Here is a 17,144-nt window from a genome sequence, read left to right as displayed (position 1 = left end):
CCGCTGCCCCAAAGTCTTCCTTTCGGCAATCGCCCTCGCCGCAACTGTCATTTATTGGGTATGAGTCCTGAACCTAGCTGTTTTTGTTGGAGCGCTTTTGTACGGGGTTGTTGACAACATCGTTGTGGCGATCAGCGCTGAATTTATGGCGCGATGAGAGATCTTCACTGACAGATGCAGGATCTTTATGCTGTTCGGTTTGCACGCCTCTATGAGTGCTACCAGCCCAATCGCGACATTCGTGCCAGGCACAGCAGTGAAAGTGTTGCGGTGGCGAAGGCCAATGGCTGAACTGCCGAAAATGCGTTTCATCCGCCCTCAATAACCGCCTCCGGTGCTGCGGTTGGCAGCAAGGCCGGTAATGCGCAGGACGTATCCGGAACGGTCCCCCTCTCTCCCTAAGCGTGAAGAAATTACACAAGCAGCACTTGAAAAGCGAACGTCTGACGAGGCATACATTGTACCGGAGCAGGTAGACAAAACAGCATTGAACCTTTCCCGGGTGCGTTATCGCTGAACTGCAAACCTCTCCAGAAAGCAGGATCATTTAAGTACAAATCATCTACCAGGCAAGTCTTATGGAAACCCAGTTTGGAACAACCTTGCTCCCGAATGCGGATGATGTTCGGGAAACGATCACTCGGCTAATCGACAGGCTGGAAACCTCGTTGCGGCACTTGCTGCTTGAGGTCTGGGACAGCCCCGAAGACAATGCGAGGGCAGAAGAAAAACTGAAGCGTATTTTCTCTGGTCAGGGGCACCCCGACAGCTGTATTTATGCCGCCCATGACGCGATGTTGAATGCTGCGCTTTCACAGGATGAACCCGGCTTTGAACGGGCCTGTCTGGAATTTCTACAACTCCCCGATCAGGTGCAGGCAAGCGGCCTCAGGGTGCGCGGCCTGTCTGAAAAAGAACTGGGGCCCACCGCATGTGACCTTCTTCGTCGTGCCTATTGCGATGATGCCGGGCTTACAGCAGATCTGCGCGCGCCCGGCGTCGAGGGGACGAAACAAGCGGTTGCCAAGATCAATCTGGCAAGAGAGATGCTGCAGACCTACGCGCCTGACTGGGCCAGGGAATTCGACCTCCTCGCGCCGCAGATCTACCTTGCCGTTAACGAAGATCCGACGAAGAACGGCTTTGGCGGTGCCACGGTTTTCGCAGCTTTCGGGTCGATCTTGGTGAATTCTGACAAGATTGATAGGCTGCCAACGGTTCTGATGACGCTGGTTCACGAAAGCTCTCATGCAAAGCTGTTCTTGTATCATCTTGATGACCCGGTCCTTTTGAATAAGGATACCGAGCGGTACACGTCGCCGCTTCGGTCTTCGCCGCGCCCTATGGAAGGGATTTTCCATGCCGCCTGGGTGTCCGCGCGCATGGTGCAGTCCGCGACGTGCATTCTCGACAATGGCTTTTGTGGGCCGGACGCCGAAGAGCTGCGCCGCCAAAGCACGCAGGCTGCTATCATCTATCAGGATTGTGCCACTGAAATTCAGCAGCATGCACGTATGACGCCATTGGGCCGACAACTGTTTGATGATGCACAGAGGGCGATGTCAGATGTACGCTGCTGACACCATTGGCGCGGCCTTTCTGAAGCAGGTAGAGGCCACCCCCCAAGCCATACTTTTCGAAGTCGGCGGCGGGACTGGCATCGAAACCGGGATCGGGCGTCTCACATACTCAGACTTCAAAGCACGTATCGAATTGACGCGGTTGGCCTTTGCAGAACACGGCGTTGCCGCAGGTCAGGTGGTGGGGCTTGCCAACACCAACCAGATTGACACGTTCGCCGCAATTTTTGCGCTATGGGCATTGGGGGTATCGCCCCTGGTGCTCGATTTCAGAAGCCCGCCTTCGGACATTTTGGAAAGGGCCACGAGGGCGCGTGCTGCATATATCTTTTCGGACTTCAGGAAGCTGGCGCAGCACGATGGAATTCTGGAATTTCCAAGAGTTGTTGCGTTGACTGACACTTTGGACGGGTTGGTTTTTCCAGCCGTGCCCGACGGTACGGCAGATTTCATCATGAGCTCTGGAACGACAGGGGTTCCGGCGCTGCACCCCGTCTCTCATGCGGAACTCTTGAGCGCGCTTGACCGCATGGCCGTCGGTGGCGAAAGAGGCCATTGGGGAAATACCGTCTCTTGCCTCAATCTCAGCTTTCCGGGAACACGCTATATCTGGTACCGCAACGCGATCAGCGGCCGAAAGATCATCACTGTTCCAGTTTTTTTCAGCTATGCGGAACTTGATGCGGCCCTTATGCACGAGAATGCTGAAGAAGTCACCTTGCCGCCGGTATTGATCCGCGGCCTGGTCCAGCACATCAAGGACCAGGGGCTGGTCGGGGATGGGCCGCGCTATGACAGCTTGGTCAAAATGCAAAGTATCGGCGGCCCGTTACTTGGCCCTGCTCTGACCGAAGCGAAGTCCATCCTGTCAGACACGCTTTGCGTTACTTATTCTTCGACGCAAACGGGCATAATATCCCGCCTTGAAGGGAATGAGATTGACAGCCATTCGAACTCCGTCGGAATGCCGCTTCCACATCATCATATCAGGATCGTCGACGACCAAGGCCATTCCTTGCCGACAAATGAGGTCGGCCATATTGAAACGCAGGTGAATGAAAATACCGCTCGCCCCGGTGATCGCGGCTACCTGGATGACGACGGGTATCTGTATGTTGTGGGAAGAGTTCAGGAATACCTGTGCCGCAACGGCGTTTCCTTCAATGCGCCCGACCTGGAAAATCAAATCCAGATGGTTACCGGCGCGGCGCTTTGCTGCGTGATTTCCAGCCCAGGCGCGGCCGGTGATGAAGACCAGATCATTGCCGTCATTGAAGCCGCCCCAAGCCAGCTGAGTGATTTTAAAACCCAGTTGAGAGCACATCTGTCACCACTGACAAGGCCGGATAAAATCGTGCTGATGCAGGCGCTCCCCAAGACATCCGGTCTCAAAGTCGCCAGGGCACACCTGCATCAGCTGATCGTAAACACTCCGGAGATATGCCATGTCCTCTGAGCTAAGCGATTGTGTCACAGACGCATTCAATACCTGCTTTCCCGATGCCGAACTGTTGCAAGACAGTGATTTTTTCGACCTGGGCGGGGATTCTCTGAAAGCTGTTGAACTGTGTCTCCTGATTGGTCGACGTCTTGGAACGGAAGTTCATCCATCCATTCTGTTTTCACATTCCACCCCGGTAACGCTCACTGATGCGCTGCGGCACGAATACGGGTCCCTATGAAATTTTCAATGTTCGCAAGGAGGTATGGGAGGTTTTCCGCCTCGAAGTACTGGGCATGCCCACAGGGCAAACGGGCTTGCCGATAAGCCGGAAACAGGTTTTTCACCCGCTTGCTGGTCAGGGCAAAATCATTCAGGAACGGGTTTCTTTCCGGTGCCCCTTCGCCAAAATTGAGCAACGCAGGAACGGCTATTGCCCTGTCGGGCATGGCATCAATAGCGGCAACCGATTTAATGTCGTGGCCAAGTTCCAGGAGCCGCTGCGCAAAGCTGATGGCGTAAGGCGCCCCTTGGCAATTCCCCCCCACAAGCGCAATGTCATTGGGGAGTATGTCTGTCAGTTCCTCCGCTAGGTGCTGTGCCATTTTGGCCCCCAACTGATCCCGTTCAGGCGATGGTTTCATGATGACGCTAAGAGAGCGGAGTGCAAAAAACTGCTGCTCTGGATCCAGTGCAGCATAGAAATTCACTGGTTCGTGCCCGGCATTGAAGAACCACAGGATCGGAGGGAGAGAACCGGCTGAATTCAGGTATCTTCCCGCTCCATGAGGTCCAACTGAACGGCCCGGCCAATTTTTGGTCAAGCGCGCAATTGAACGAAACGTTTGGTCCATTTGCGGGTCTGTGGTCATCAGTAACTGTCTTGTTTCCAAAATAATGCAGGATAAGGCTGGCAGCATGATTGAGGCGGCCCGTCATTTTGCAGACCGCCCCTCTCATCAAAACTTGGATTGATGTGTCCGTTAAGCAGAGAAACCGGTACCTGGCGGGGCTAGTTCACCCACTTTCGAAGCGGCGGCAGCCTTGCTGCCCTTCAACATCAGGATTTTGCTCGAATCTAGTTTCATCATATCTTCCTTTCTCGAAAAGTTTGATCAGGTAGAGATAATTTGTCTCTCCGTGTAAGCTGAAACAGAAAACTCGTTTCAACTTAAAGTGTCAATGAGGTATTCGAAACTTATGCTGAAGGGCGGGCTGTGCTGCCTCATATCGGCGCCAAAAAGGCCGTTGTTCAGCAGCCCCGCCAAGACATTGCAACGACGGCGATCTGCGCTTCGCGCCCCCTGGTGCTGACCGCAGCATCAGCCTGGCAGGTACCGCCTGATGGATGGCGGTTTTCGGGAAAACTCCCGAAAACTCTCGCGCCGACAGCAGCGCTGGCGCGGCGATCAATTTCGATGGCTGCTCCGGGCTGGGTGCAGCCACTATTATTTCGATTTGCATAGGGTCGCGGCACTTTTCGTGCTTGCACCCAAGTTAAACCGCGGCCGAAAGGGGTGGTAGGTTGCGGCGGTTGCCTGCTCCCGCAACCAAATTTAAATGAATAAATAAGACGCTTAGCCCTGCAATTGCAGGGCTTTATGCATTGGCGCAACGTGCTCGGTGCTACGGTGGTGCTACGACGCCACAGCAAGCATCAACCAAGCTCGCTACCCGCATTCCAAACCCGTGGAAGCACGACGGAAGCACTTGGACCAGTCACGCTTTAGTGCCGCCCCAGGTGCTCGTTTAGGCCACTTTCCGTTCGAAGGCGACAGCGCTTTTCCAGCCCAGTGCTGAGTGCCGTCGACGCGGATTGCAAAAGCCATTGATGTATTTGAAGATCGCCATCTCAGCCTGCCTTCTCGTTTCCCAGAACCGTCGCCAGATGAGTTCAGCTTTGATTGTCTTGAAGAAGGTCTCGACCGCTGCGTTGTCGTAACAATTCCCCATTCCGCTCATCGACACCTTGAAGCCGTTCAGGCGCAGGATCTTCTGATAATCGTGAGAGCAATATTGCGCCCCACGATCCGTATGGTGGATGCAGCCTTTGGGTGGTAACCGGAATGCAATTACCATGTTCAACGCCCTGATCGCCAAGTCACGCTTCATCCGGTTGCTCATAGCCCAGCCGATGACTCGCAGTGAATGCAGGTCCAGGATTACCGCCAGATACAGCCAGCCTTCGCGGGTCCAGACATAGCTGATATCGCCCGCCCACTTTTGATTGGGCTGATCCGCGGTGAAGTCCCGATCTAAAAGATTCGGCGCGATATTGAGCTTATGATCGCTGTCTGTCGTCACCTTGTGTTTGCGGGGTCGTATGACTGATATGCCGTTCTGGCGCATCAAACGGCCCACTGGTCAGTGCAATCCGCACTGCATCTTGGCGGAATTGGTCCGTTCGTTTCAGTCCCATACTCAGCCTCCTTTGGTGCAATAAATGCTATCAAAGGGGCGCCATCAAACCGTGACATGTCCAATCTGGCCAAGAACGTTTTCCAAGTCCACGGGCTGACCTCCAGTGAAGAAGTGGTGTTCAACAAGCCCTTGCGGCGGACCCAGTTTCTGCCTTTCTTTGCGAAGTTGGAGCCCTGGCTGGTTGGCATGGAATCCTGCAGCAGCGCGCATCATTGGGCCCGTGAACAGACTGCATTGGGCCATGACGTGCGGTTGATCCCGCCGATGTACGTGAAGCCATAGATCAAACGCGGTAAGCCCGTCGCAATCGACGCCGAGGCCATCTGCGAAGCCGTAACCCGCCCGTGTCGCAACGGTTGCCATGGCCAAAAGACAGCCCGGATTGTCTGGGCGATACTGACCCGCAACAAACCTTAGAGCCCACGCGCTGCAGCCTAAAAAGACAGGAACATCAAGCTAGCAAGACGCGCGAGATGATGGTGCATAAGTCTGCCGCTAAAGCCAAGAGACTCCGCCGAATGGCGCGGGCATGAGAGCCCGCAAAGCTGATGGGAACTTGGTTTGCGCAACCCATCAGGGCCAGCGGTCAAAACCGCGTAAACAGGCCGGACACATGACTGCTTCTGACAAATGCACAAATCAGATCAAAAAGGACTTGCTGTGCAGGAGCCATCCACACCCGTCATTCGCTGCTGGAGCAACGAAGGACGGGTGTTCGGAAAATCGGGGTATTCTTCGTCAGAAATCCCAGTCGTCGTCTTCGGTCGCAACGGTCTTGCCGATGACGTAGCTCGACCCGGAGCCGGAGAAAAAATCGTGGTTCTCGTCAGAACCGGGCGACAGCGCGGCCATGATCGCCGGGTTCACCCGGCAGGCCTCGTCGGGAAACAGTGCCTCGAACCCAAGGTTCTGGAGCGCTTTGTTCGCATTGTAGTGCAAGAAGGCCTTAACGTCTTCGGTCAGGCCCAGCGGATCATAGAGCTGTTCCGTATACCGTGCCTCGATATCGTAAAGATCGAAGATCAGGCCGAAGGCAAAATCCTTGAGTCCGGCGCGCTCGGCCTCGGTCAGGCGCTCCTGCGCCCGCTGGAACTTGTAGCCGATGTAATAGCCGTGGATCGCCTCGTCACGAATGATCAGGCGGATTAGGTCGGCGGTGTTGGTCAGTCGCGCGCGCGAGGACCAGTGCATGGGCAGATAGAAGCCCGAGTAGAACAGGAATGACTCCAAAAAGACGCTGGCGATCTTCTTGCGCAGCGGGTTCGAGGCCGCGTCGTATTCGTCGAGGATCAGCCGGGACTTGGCCTGAAGGTATTCGTTCTCAGCCGACCAGCGGAAAGCCTCGTCAACCTGCGCTGTCTGACAGAGCGTGGAGAAGACCGAGGAATAGGACCGCGCATGCACCGCCTCCATGAAGGCGATATTGGTCAACACGGCCTCTTCATGCGGGGTCTGGGCGTCCGGCATTAGCGCGGGCGCGCCAACCGTGTTCTGGATCGTGTCCAGCAGCGTCAGCCCGGTGAAGACGCGGATCGTCAGGGTCTGCTCGTCCTCGGTCAATTGCGACCAGCTTTGGATGTCATTCGACAGCGGCACCTTCTCGGGCAGCCAGAAGTTGGCAGTCAGGCGGTTCCAGATCTCCAGATCCTTGTCGTCCTGCAGACGGTTCCAGTTGATCGCCTTGGGCACGGCACGGGCTTGGGTCATGTCTTTCATATACTCGATCTCAGCAGCTAGGGGCCGCGCCCCTTCATCTTCTCATAAGTATCCCGGAGGAGGCCACGCATGTGGCCGGGGGCAGAGCCCCCAAACCACCTCAGGTTACAGCGAACAGGACACGCAGCCCTCGACTTCCGTACCTTCCAGCGCCTGCTGGCGCAGACGGATGTAGTAGATCGTCTTGATCCCTTTCTTCCACGCATAGATTTGCGCGCGGTTGATGTCTCGGGTCGAGGCCTCCGCCGGGAAGAACAGGGTCAGCGACAGCCCCTGGTCCACATGCTGCGTCGCCGCCGCATAGGTGTCGATGATCGCCTCGGGACCGATGTCATAGGCATCGCGGTAATATTCGAGGTTGTCGTTGGTCATATAGGGCGCCGGATAGTAGACGCGGCCGATCTTGCCTTCCTTGCGGATCTCGATCTTGGCGGTGATCGGGTGGATCGAGGAGGTGGCATAATTGATATAGCTGATCGACCCGGTCGGCGGCACCGCCTGCAGGTTGCGGTTATAAAGCCCGTGCTCCTTCACCTTGTCGCACAGGGCGGACCAGTCCTTGCGGCTCGGCACAGGGATGCCGGCGCTCTCGAACAGTTCGCGCACCCGGTCGGTCTCCGGCAGCCAGTCCCGGTCGACGTATTTGGCAAAGAAGCTGCCATCGGCATAGGTCGAGTCCTCAAAGCCCTTGAACCGTGTGCCCTTCTCCTGCGCCAACGCGTTGGATGCACTGAGGGCGTGAAACAACACGGTGCAGAAGTAGATATTTGTGAAGTCGATACCCTCAGCCGAGCCGTAATGGATCCGCTCGCGGGCGAGGTAGCCATGCAGGTTCATCTGGCCAAGACCAATGGCATGGCCCTCGTCATTGCCCTTGCGGATCGAGGGAACACTATCGATGGCGGACATTTCCGACACCGCATTCAATGCCCGGATCGCGGTGCCGACGGTGCCCGCCAGATCGCCGCCATCCATGGCGCGGGCGATGTTCATGGAACCGAGATTGCAGGAAATGTCGGTGCCCATCTGCGCGTAAGACAGGTCATCCGTGAACTCGGACGCGGTGTTCACTTGCAGGATTTCAGAACAGAGATTGGACATCGAAATCCGACCGGCGATCGGGTTGGCCGAATTCACCGTGTCCTCGAACATGATGTAGGGGTAGCCGCTTTCGAACTGGATTTCGGCCAGGGTCTGGAAGAAGGCGCGCGCGTTGAGTTTCTTCTTGCGGATCTTGGGGTTGTCGACCATCTCGGCATATTTCTCGGTGACCGAGATCTCCGAAAAGGCGCAGCCATAGACCTTTTCCACGTCGTGCGGCGAGAAGAGATACATGTCTTCGTTCCGTTTCGCCAGCTCGAAGGTCACGTCCGGTATCACCACCCCAAGGCTCAGGGTCTTGATCCGGATCTTCTCGTCCGCATTCTCGCGCTTGGTGTCGAGGAAGCTGAGGATGTCGGGATGGTGCGCGTTCAGATAGACCGCGCCCGCGCCCTGCCGCGCTCCCAGCTGGTTGGCATAGGAAAAGCTGTCCTCAAGCAGTTTCATCACCGGGATGACGCCCGAGGACTGGTTCTCGATCCCTTTGATCGGCGCGCCGTATTCGCGGATATTGGTCAGCATCAAGGCCACGCCGCCGCCACGTTTCGACAGTTGCAGGGCCGAGTTGATACCGCGCCCAATGCTCTCCATATTGTCTTCCAACCGCAGCAGGAAACACGAGACGAACTCGCCCCGCGCCTTCTTGCCCGCATTCAGAAAGGTCGGCGTGGCCGGCTGGAACCGGCCCGACAGGACCTCCTCCATCAGCTGCATGGCGAGTGTCTCGTCGCCGCGCGCCAGCGCCAGCGCATTCATCACCACGCGGTCTTCGTAGCGCTCAAGGAAGCGCTGCCCGTCCCGGGTCTTCAGCGTGTAGGAGGTGTAGTATTTGAAGGCGCCGAGGAAGGTGGGGAAGCGGAACTTCTTTGCGAATGCTGCGTCCCAGATCTTCCGCTGGAAGGCCTTTGAATACTGCTCCAGCACCTGCGCCTCGTAATAACCCTCGTCCACCAGATAGCCTAGCTTCTCCTCCAGCGAGTGGAAGAAGACCGTGTTCTGGTTGACGTGTTGCAGGAAATACTGCCGCGCCGCCATCCGGTCTGCTTCAAACTGGATGTTCCCCTCTTCGTCATAGAGGTTCAGCATCGCGTTCAGCGCGTGGTAATCGAGGCCTTGGGTCAGGCTGGCGTCAAGCATCGGGATCCCCAAAAGGTTTGTAGCCCGTCGCGGACGCGGGCGATGTCGGTGTCTGTGCCGGCCAGCTCGAAACGATAGAGCACGGGCACGTTGCATTTCCGCGCGATGACATGTCCGGCCATCGCGAAAGTGTTTCCAAAATTCCGGTTGCCGCTGGCGATCACGCCGCGCAGATGGCTGCGGTTGGTCTCGACATTCAGGAACCGGATCACCGGCTTCGCTACCGCGCCCCGGCCTTCGCCGTCCGCGTAGGTCGGGCAGATCAGCACGAAGGGCCCGATCATCACCGGCAAGGCGGCATCGCCCCGCAGGGGCAGACGCGTGGCGGGAAGGCCAAGGCGCTCGACGAAACGGGCGGTGTTGCCCGAACCGCTGGAGAAATAGACGAGCCCCCCCATCCCGAAGCCCCCGCCCTCAGGACAGGCGGCTGATCATGTCGGGGCGGAAGCCTGCCCAGTGGTCGTCGCCCGCGACGACGACTGGCGCCTGGCGGTAACCCAGCCCGGCCACCATCTCCATCGCCGCCGCATCCTCGGTCAGGTCGACCACGTTATAGTCGATGCCACGTGCGGTCAGGGCGCGGGTGGTCGCGGTGCATTGCACGCAGGCGGGTTTGGAATAGACGGTGATGCTCATATTTTTGTCCCTTGCCAGTTGGTTGCCTCTGGACAGAGGGGACACGAAGACAGGACCAAAGGGCCCATCTACGCACCCGGGCCCTCCGCCGCGGTCGTCGTTCATGCCCTGGCAGGTCTCCTGACTTGCGGCTCGAACGTCTCTGGTCGGCCTTCCCGGCGCGACCTTGCACCAGTGGATTAGACCCAGACTCGCCGCTTACAGTTGCGGGGGCAGTGCCGGAATTGGTCGTGTGACCGCACCGGCTTCCCTCTTAGCCTGCGAGTCACCTCGCAGGAACCAAAGCAACTGCATATTGGGGGAAGCGCGCTCCCGCTGTCAATATATCGATGTTGGAATTGCGTGGATAAGTCGAGGTGGCCGATCAGGCATCCGCATCATATGCCGTTCACTATGACCATTCTGGCAAGACGTGCCCTACGCGCGGCACTGAGGAACCGGACATTTAGCCCAGAGTGAAGGAACGGCAGTTAAGCGGACAAAGGGTGAGTTAGCTGCGTTTGCGCAGGAGGCCGAAATCGTGCGCTTTCCGGTCCTTGACCTTGGATTGCACACAAGTTGCACACCTAAAGTCGCTACTAAATTGAGTCAGACAGACGGTCGGTCAGCTCTTCCATTGCGGACCGTTTTATTCTGCACGGAACCGCAGCGCACACCATACATACACGATAATTGTTCAGCCATCCGGCCCCGCGCAAAGACAGGTCAACGGCGGTTTCAGGGTGGAGTTGCCTCGAAATAAGCAAGCGTCAGCGTCTCAGCGCCGTCCCGTACAACATGGACTATCATAGCACAGCACCAAAGAGACAACTGTCGTTGCGGGAACCTTACATCTTATCATTGCATCGTACAGTTCTTGTGCCTCTCAGATGCGCCTTGAATATTCCGGTCAGCGCAAGCGCTGGCTTGCTCAGAACCTCTCCCTTGAGTGTGGCAATTCCGATGTCTCGAACGACTTCCGGCTTCGAAAGTGATACGACCCGAACGTGCTCCGGCATCTGAGATGCAACTGCCAGGTTTGGAACGAGGCCTACCCCCAAACCGGATGTTGCCAAGTCGACCAGTGTTGTCGCTTGGCGCACGCTGCAAGCAATGTTCAGCGATCGCCCGGACCGCTCCAGATATTCTGTCAGCATCGCAGGCGTCTCGCGCCCATCTTGCCGCACGATAACTGGCATTCCCTGCATGACGAGAAGTGGCAAACGAGACAGAAAATCGAGGGACAGCGTTTCCGGCAGATCCTCGAAATGATCGCGTGAGGCCAGAGCCACCAGCGGCTCGCGCAGCAGGCGCTTGAACACCAAGTCCGACTTGGCTTGCACAAAAGGCGTAATACCAAAATCGATTTCGCGTTCCCGGACGGCGTTCAGCAAATCGTTTGATGTGACTTCTCGAACCTGAAGTGCCACCTTCGGAAAACGCACGCGAAACTCGGTCACTACGTGGGCGAGCGTCCCTGCAGCCACTGTAGGAGCGCATCCGAAGACGACGCGCCCCATTCGACGTTCAGCTGCATCGCGCGCCTCTGCGATCCCGTCTTCGAGACTTCGGATCGAGTTCTGGACCCGTTCAAGCAGTAGCGCACCATCCGGTGTCGGGGCTACGCTGCGCGTTGTGCGTTCGAGCAATTTTAGCCCGATCTGATCTTCAAGCTCGGCGATCTGCATGCTGATTGCCGATGGTGTGCGGCCAAGTTCTTCAGCGGCGCGGGTGAAACTGCGCAACTGGGCCACCTGAGCGAACGTGTGCAAGAGTTTGAGATTGACGGACATTGGTGTCCTCCAAGGGCAAGTTGACGACCGGCTATGCACCGTGGTCCGAGCGCGACGGCTTAATTTAGATAATCTGCAAAATAGGTCAGATTTACAAGATTGAATGAATAAGCTTGGTTCGTCTACCCTTCAATATACGGAGTCTGTGACGCTCGCCATGCGCTCATGAACAGAACTCTAATCACGTGAGGAGGACGCAATGTCTTATGCGAAGCGGATCGGCTATCTGATCAAACGCGATGAACTGACCCTGGAGCAATTTCATGAGCACTGGCTCGGAACGCACGCGGAACTTTGCAAGAAGCTGCCAGGCCTGCGCCGCTACACCACGAACCTGATCGACCGTGAAAGCTTCCCAAATGCTGGCTGGGACGGTTTCTCCGAGCTGTGGTTTGATTCCGTCGAAGACCACGATGCCGCATTTGCCAGCAAGGAGGGTCAAGAGCTGCTCGCGGACGCTCCGAATTTCGCCAAATCCCTTTACGGCGTCATCGTTACCGAAACCCGGCATATCTGGCCCTGATCGGCTTAACGCATTTGATCAAAGCTTGTTCCACACAAAGTCGTGCGGGCCTGCGACCTGTTTGTCGCGGCCGCGACAGTAAGTCCGATCACATGACAGCTGTGGCATCGGCACGAAGAGGAGATACGGAATGAAACCGTTGAAAGGCCTGAAGATCGTAACTGTCGAGCACTTTGCCGCCGGCCCCTACGGTTCAATGTACCTGGCCGATATGGGTGCGACCGTGTTCAAGGTGGAAAACACCGCCTCGGGTGGCGATCCGGCACGCAAGATGGGTCCATATTTTCTGGGCGACAACGACAGCCTGTTGTTTCAGGGCTGGAACACCAACAAGAACAGCATCGCACTCGATCTGAAAAGCGAAGAAGGGCGCGAAGCCTTTCTGGCCATCGTGCGCTCGGCCGATGCGGTGATGAACAACCTGCGCGGCGATCAGCCAGAGAAACTTGGCATCGACTATGCGTCCTTGAAGGCCGCGAAGAAGGACATCGTCTGCCTGCATATCTCGGCCTATGGGCGCAACAACTCCCGTGCCAACTGGCCGGGCTATGATTTCCTGATGCAGGCCGAAGCCGGGCTGATGCACTTGACCGGTGATCCGTCCGCCGACCCCACGCGCTTTGGCGTCTCGATTATAGACTTCATGACTGGAACGGTTGGCGTTCTGGGGCTGCTGGCGGCGCTGCGGAAGGCTGGGCAGACCGGAGAGGGATGCGATGTCGACGTCAGCCTGTTCGACGTGGCACTGCATCAGCTAGGCTATGCCGGGACGTGGTATCTCAACGAGGGATTGGAGAGCAGCCGCGTGGCGCGCGGATCGCATATGTCGGTCTCGCCCGTTCAGACGTTCACGGCGCAGGATGGTTGGATCTATGTGATGTGCATGACCGAGCGGTTCTGGGAACTGATGGTGGACAAGTTGGGACGGAATGACCTGAAGACTGACCCGCGCTTTGTCAATCAACACGCGCGCTCAGCGAACCGCGATGCGCTGACCGAAGTCTTGGACGCCGAGTTCGCCAAAGCCCCGGCTGAGCATTGGCTGGAAACATTCTGCGGCCTGCTGCCCGTCGCCCCGGTTCTCAGTGTACGCGACGCACTGGAAAATCCGTTTGTTGCAGAGGTTGGCATGATCTCGGAAGTCCCCCACGAGATGCGTCCCGATATGCGGCTCCTGTCGAACCCGATCAAATTCAATGGCGAGCGTCTGTCGCAACGCCCCGGCAGCGCCTTTGGGGCGGGCTGCGCAGAAACTGCCTGAAGCGTGTGAGCGAACCTATGACCCGAGAAAACTTCCCGACCATGCTTGAGGGCTATGGCGATATCCGCCCCTATCGCGGCAACACGTCAGCGTCTGTGGAAAGCAAACTTCTGGCCGATCTGGAGGCCGCATTCGACGCCTGCGAAGTGAAGGACGGTGCAACGCTATCCTTTCACCATCATCTGCGAAACGGCGATGCAGTGTTGAACATGGTGCTTGCCGTGGCCGAGAAACGCGGGCTGAAGGACCTGCATGTTGCCGCATCTTCGATTTTTCCGGTGCATGAATCGTTAGTGCGCCATATCGAACGCGGCACCGTCACGCGGGTTTCCGCAGGCTTCATTTCCGGTCCGGTGGCCGAGGCAATTTCGTGCGGGAAGTTGCCGAAGCCGGCGGTTCTTCGGACCCATGGCGGGCGGGCGCGGGCCATCGCGGCGGGCGAACTGCCGATTGATGTGGCCTTCATCGCTGCACCTGCCGCCGATGCGCTTGGCAATATTTCTGGTTCGATCGGCCCGCGAGCATGTGGCGCCCTGGGTTATCCGAAGGCCGATATCGAAAAGGCCCGCAATGTTGTGGCAGTCACTGATACACTGGTGCCTTTTCCGGTCCCGCAGATCGAGATCGATCAGCAATCTGTCGATTGGGTGGTCCCGGTGCAAAGCATCGGCGATGCAGCAGGTATCCTGTCGGGCATCACGCGCCCCACCACCGAACCTGTCGGGCTGGAAATCGCGCGGCGCACGGCGGCGGTGATCGAGGCTAGTGGCCTGCTGGTGCCCGGGTTTTCGCTGCAAAACGGCGCCGGGGGCATTTCCATCGCCACCGCTGACGAACTGGCCCGCTTCATGACCGCTGCCGGGATCAAAGGCAGTTTCGCGGCGGGCGGGATTACCGGCTTTCACGTCAAGATGCTGGAAGCCGGGCTGTTCGAGGCCCTTCTGGATGTGCAGTGCTTCGATCTTGCCGCCGTGCAATCCTACGCCCGCAATCCACGCCATCTGGGCATGTCGGCTTCGGTCTATGCCTGCCCCGGCTCGCGCGGTGCCGTGGTGGATATGCTCGACACCGTGGTTCTGGGCGCAACCGAGATCGACGTGGATTTCAACGTCAATGTTACCACGCGGTCGGATGGGATGATGAATGGCGGCTCTGGCGGCCATGCCGATACAGCCGCCGGGGCCAAACTGACCATCATCACCACGCGACTGACGGCGGCGGGCTTCGCCAAAGTCGTAGACCGCGTCGGCACTGTGACCACACCGGGTGAAACTGTCGATGTGCTGGTGACCGAGGCGGGCATTGCTGTGAACCCGAGACGCGCCGACCTGCTGGAGCGTTTGCGCGCGACGGACCTCCCCCTGCGCAGTATCGCGGACCTGCAACGCGAGGCGGCGGCGGCGGCGACCCGTGCGGCGATCCATCCGGTCGAAGGGCGGATCGTGGCCGTGTCGGAATACCGCGACGGCAGCGTGACCGACTTTGTGCGGCAGGTGTAAACCACCATGGCAGCAATCACCGAGGACCACCTGATCGACAGCATCGCCGACGCGTTGCAGTTCATTTCCTATTACCACCCGCGCGACTTCGTGCAGGCCATGACCCGCGCGTGGGAGACGGAGCAAAGCCCCGCTGCAAGTGGGGCTATCGCGCAGATCCTGGTCAACTCTCGCATGGCCGCCATGGGGCGCAGGCCACTGTGCCAGGATACCGGCGTGGCCAATGTGCATATTGCCATAGGCGTGCGGGCGCGGCCCGACTGGCACCGACCCCTGCAGGAGATCGTCGATGACGCAGTCCGCCGCGCCTATCGCTTGGACAGCAACCCTTTGCGTGCCTCGGTCGTTGCTGACCCGTTCGGGCGGCGGCAGAACACCCGCGACAACGCACCTGCCATGCTCACGGTTGAGATGGTCGCGGGCAATGCTGTCGAAGTTCATGTCTCGGCCAAGGGCGGCGGGTCGGAAAACAAGACCCGCTTCGCCGTTTTGAACCCGACGGCGAACGTCGCCGATTGGGTGGTTGAGCAGGTCAAGGTGATGGGCGCTGGTTGGTGCCCGCCAGGTATTCTGGGTATCGGCGTCGGCGGCAGCGTGGACAAGGCCATGGCGATGGCTAAGCAGGCGTTGAATGAGCCCATCAACATCACAGAACTCCGCGCGCGCGGCCCAAATACCGCTGAGGAGGCGCTGCGGATGGAGATCGTCGAGCGCGTCAACGCTCTGGGCATCGGTGCGCAAGGGCTTGGTGGGCAAACGACGGTTCTGGATGTAAAAGTCCGCAGCTTTCCGACTCATGCGGCCTCGTTGCCGGTTGCCTTGGTGCCGAACTGCGCGGCCACGCGCCACGCCCATTTCACGCTGCGCGGCGATGGTCCGGCGCAACTGGCGCCGCCGCAGATCTGTGACTGGCCCGAGATCGACCTTGGTGACACGTGGAAAAGCGCCCGGCGTGTTAGCCTCGACGGTCTCACCCGCGACCAGATCGCCACGTGGCGACCGGGTGAGCAACTGCTTCTGTCTGGGAAGATGCTGACCGGGCGCGACGCGGCGCACCGTCGTATCGCGCAGATGCTGGAAGCAGGCGAGCCGCTGCCTGTCGAATTCCGCGACCGGGCGATCTACTATGTCGGCCCCGTCGATCCGGTGGGCGACGAGGTGGTCGGTCCTGCTGGCCCCACCACCTCAACCAGGATGGATGGCTATAGCGAGATGATGCTCGATCGGCTCGGCGTGTCGCTGATGATTGGCAAGGCCGAGCGCAATGTTGACACCGTCGCATCCATTGCGCGCCATGGGGCGGCGTATCTGATCGCAGTCGGCGGGGCCGCCTATCTGGTGTCGAAGGCGGTGCGCAAGGCGCGCGTCCTGGCGTTCGAGGATCTCGGCATGGAAGCGATCCGCGAGTTCGAGGTGCAGGACATGCCTGTCACGGTTGCCGTCGACAGTCGTGGTGGCTCTGTTCACCGTGACGGTCCGATGACGTGGATGCAATAGCCGGACGGGTAGTCATGGCATATATCGACCTGAAACACTCAATACCGCTAGGGTCAGGACTCATAACCAGTAAATGACGATTGCCGCGAGGGCGATTGCGGACAGGAAGACCTTGGGACAGCGGTCATAGCGGGTTGCGACACGCCGCCAGTCCTTTAACCTACCGAACATGATCTCGATCACTACCCGGCAGTGCATTGCAGGGCAATGTCACGAGAGGGACGGTTGCAGCGTTTGTAGCGTTGCTCGTCGCATCGGATGACCGTCTTGCGTTGCCTTCGGCCTGGGATACATGGGCGTATACCGCCCTTGGTCCGCCCGATCAGACGCGCCCCCCCCCCTTTTTGACGCACATACGGCAGTGTTTCTTTTTCACCACATTACCAAACGCGTCCCTATTGCTTCCACCGTGCTTCCACGGCTTTTGGATCGGAAACGCAAGAAGCGCCCCATGGGGCGCTATGCTACTGATATTATCTAATATTATTGGTTGCGGGAGTAGGATTTGAACCTACGACCTTCAGGTTATGAGCCTGACGAGCTACCGGGCTGCTCCATCC

Annotated in this window: 13 protein-coding genes, 3 pseudogenes and 1 riboswitch; of the genes and pseudogenes, 8 read left to right on the top strand and 8 right to left on the bottom strand. The window is 58.2% G+C overall.

Features of this window, described 5'->3' with window-relative positions:
* Positions 1 to 578 precede the first annotated feature (578 nt).
* From ACN0VH_RS20720 to ACN0VH_RS20710, 3 genes are read left to right on the top strand one after another with little or no spacing between them, the layout of a single operon-like run.
* Positions 579 to 1,580, top strand: a complete 1,002-nt coding sequence (locus tag ACN0VH_RS20720) for an aKG-HExxH-type peptide beta-hydroxylase (RefSeq protein WP_417702491.1) — start codon at positions 579 to 581, stop codon at positions 1,578 to 1,580.
* Positions 1,567 to 3,036 (top strand): class I adenylate-forming enzyme family protein, encoded by a 1,470-nt coding sequence (locus ACN0VH_RS20715; protein WP_417702489.1) that lies wholly within the window; start codon positions 1,567 to 1,569, stop codon positions 3,034 to 3,036. Before ACN0VH_RS20720 ends, ACN0VH_RS20715 begins: the two co-directional genes overlap by 14 nt.
* A complete protein-coding gene (locus ACN0VH_RS20710; protein ID WP_417702487.1) occupies positions 3,026 to 3,262 on the top strand; it encodes an acyl carrier protein in 237 nt (78 codons plus the stop codon). The genes ACN0VH_RS20715 and ACN0VH_RS20710 overlap by 11 nt, the downstream gene beginning before the upstream one ends.
* On the opposite strand, the gene ACN0VH_RS20705 is transcribed toward ACN0VH_RS20710, so the two are convergent.
* Together ACN0VH_RS20705 and ACN0VH_RS20700 are read right to left on the bottom strand one after the other, a co-directional pair.
* The gene (locus ACN0VH_RS20705) at positions 3,225 to 3,893 is read right to left on the bottom strand and encodes a hypothetical protein (RefSeq protein ID WP_417702485.1); all 669 of its coding nucleotides are present in this window, start codon (positions 3,891 to 3,893) and stop codon (positions 3,225 to 3,227) included. The two genes, ACN0VH_RS20710 and ACN0VH_RS20705, sit on opposite strands and share 38 nt — an antisense overlap.
* 877 nt (positions 3,894 to 4,770) lie before the next feature.
* Positions 4,771 to 5,467, bottom strand: a pseudogene (locus ACN0VH_RS20700) (IS3 family transposase); the annotation flags it as partial.
* Positions 5,468 to 5,496: 29 nt separating this feature from the next.
* Between ACN0VH_RS20700 and ACN0VH_RS20695 the strand changes: the two are divergent.
* Positions 5,497 to 5,787, top strand: a pseudogene (locus ACN0VH_RS20695) (IS110 family transposase); the annotation flags it as partial.
* 393 nt (positions 5,788 to 6,180) lie between these two features.
* Here the strand turns inward: ACN0VH_RS20695 and nrdF are convergent.
* The 5 genes from nrdF to ACN0VH_RS20670 form a co-directional block, all read right to left on the bottom strand.
* Positions 6,181 to 7,158 carry a class 1b ribonucleoside-diphosphate reductase subunit beta gene (gene nrdF, locus ACN0VH_RS20690; RefSeq protein WP_417702484.1) on the bottom strand — a complete coding sequence of 326 codons (978 nt, stop codon included), beginning with the start codon at positions 7,156 to 7,158 and terminating at the stop codon, positions 6,181 to 6,183.
* A gap of 105 nt (positions 7,159 to 7,263) precedes the next feature.
* Positions 7,264 to 9,396 (bottom strand): class 1b ribonucleoside-diphosphate reductase subunit alpha, encoded by a 2,133-nt coding sequence (nrdE, locus tag ACN0VH_RS20685; RefSeq protein WP_417702482.1) that lies wholly within the window; start codon positions 9,394 to 9,396, stop codon positions 7,264 to 7,266.
* The gene (gene nrdI, locus ACN0VH_RS20680; protein ID WP_417702480.1) at positions 9,378 to 9,794 is read right to left on the bottom strand and encodes a class Ib ribonucleoside-diphosphate reductase assembly flavoprotein NrdI; all 417 of its coding nucleotides are present in this window, start codon (positions 9,792 to 9,794) and stop codon (positions 9,378 to 9,380) included. The genes nrdE and nrdI overlap by 19 nt, the downstream gene beginning before the upstream one ends.
* A gap of 16 nt (positions 9,795 to 9,810) precedes the next feature.
* Entirely contained in the window at positions 9,811 to 10,032 is a 222-nt protein-coding gene (gene nrdH, locus ACN0VH_RS20675; RefSeq protein WP_417702478.1) for a glutaredoxin-like protein NrdH, read from the bottom strand.
* 93 nt (positions 10,033 to 10,125) lie between these two features.
* Positions 10,126 to 10,331, bottom strand: a riboswitch (cobalamin riboswitch).
* Between the two features lie 528 nt (positions 10,332 to 10,859).
* The gene (locus ACN0VH_RS20670; protein ID WP_417702476.1) at positions 10,860 to 11,804 is read right to left on the bottom strand and encodes a LysR family transcriptional regulator; all 945 of its coding nucleotides are present in this window, start codon (positions 11,802 to 11,804) and stop codon (positions 10,860 to 10,862) included.
* 199 nt (positions 11,805 to 12,003) lie between these two features.
* Between ACN0VH_RS20670 and ACN0VH_RS20665 the strand changes: the two genes are divergently transcribed.
* From ACN0VH_RS20665 to ACN0VH_RS20650, 4 genes are all read left to right on the top strand, one after another.
* On the top strand, positions 12,004 to 12,327 hold the full coding sequence (locus tag ACN0VH_RS20665) for an EthD family reductase (RefSeq protein WP_417702474.1): 324 nt from the start codon (positions 12,004 to 12,006) through the stop codon (positions 12,325 to 12,327).
* A 130-nt stretch (positions 12,328 to 12,457) separates the two neighbouring features.
* On the top strand, positions 12,458 to 13,588 hold the full coding sequence (locus tag ACN0VH_RS20660; RefSeq protein ID WP_417702472.1) for a CaiB/BaiF CoA transferase family protein: 1,131 nt from the start codon (positions 12,458 to 12,460) through the stop codon (positions 13,586 to 13,588).
* A 17-nt stretch (positions 13,589 to 13,605) separates the two neighbouring features.
* On the top strand, positions 13,606 to 15,087 hold the full coding sequence (gene citF / locus ACN0VH_RS20655; RefSeq protein WP_417702470.1) for a citrate lyase subunit alpha: 1,482 nt from the start codon (positions 13,606 to 13,608) through the stop codon (positions 15,085 to 15,087).
* Between the two features lie 6 nt (positions 15,088 to 15,093).
* A complete protein-coding gene (locus ACN0VH_RS20650) occupies positions 15,094 to 16,584 on the top strand; it encodes a fumarate hydratase (RefSeq protein ID WP_417702468.1) in 1,491 nt (496 codons plus the stop codon).
* Positions 16,585 to 16,644: 60 nt separating this feature from the next.
* Here the strand turns inward: ACN0VH_RS20650 and ACN0VH_RS20645 are convergent.
* Positions 16,645 to 16,889, bottom strand: a pseudogene (locus tag ACN0VH_RS20645) (transposase); the annotation flags it as partial.
* Positions 16,890 to 17,144 lie beyond the last annotated feature (255 nt).

The sequence above is a fragment of the Pseudophaeobacter sp. genome (assembly GCF_048267565.1).
GTDB classification, from domain to species: Bacteria; Pseudomonadota; Alphaproteobacteria; order Rhodobacterales; family Rhodobacteraceae; genus Pseudophaeobacter; species Pseudophaeobacter profundi.
Note: the sequence above shows the minus strand (reverse complement) of the source record. Positions and strands in the feature narration are given on the sequence as shown.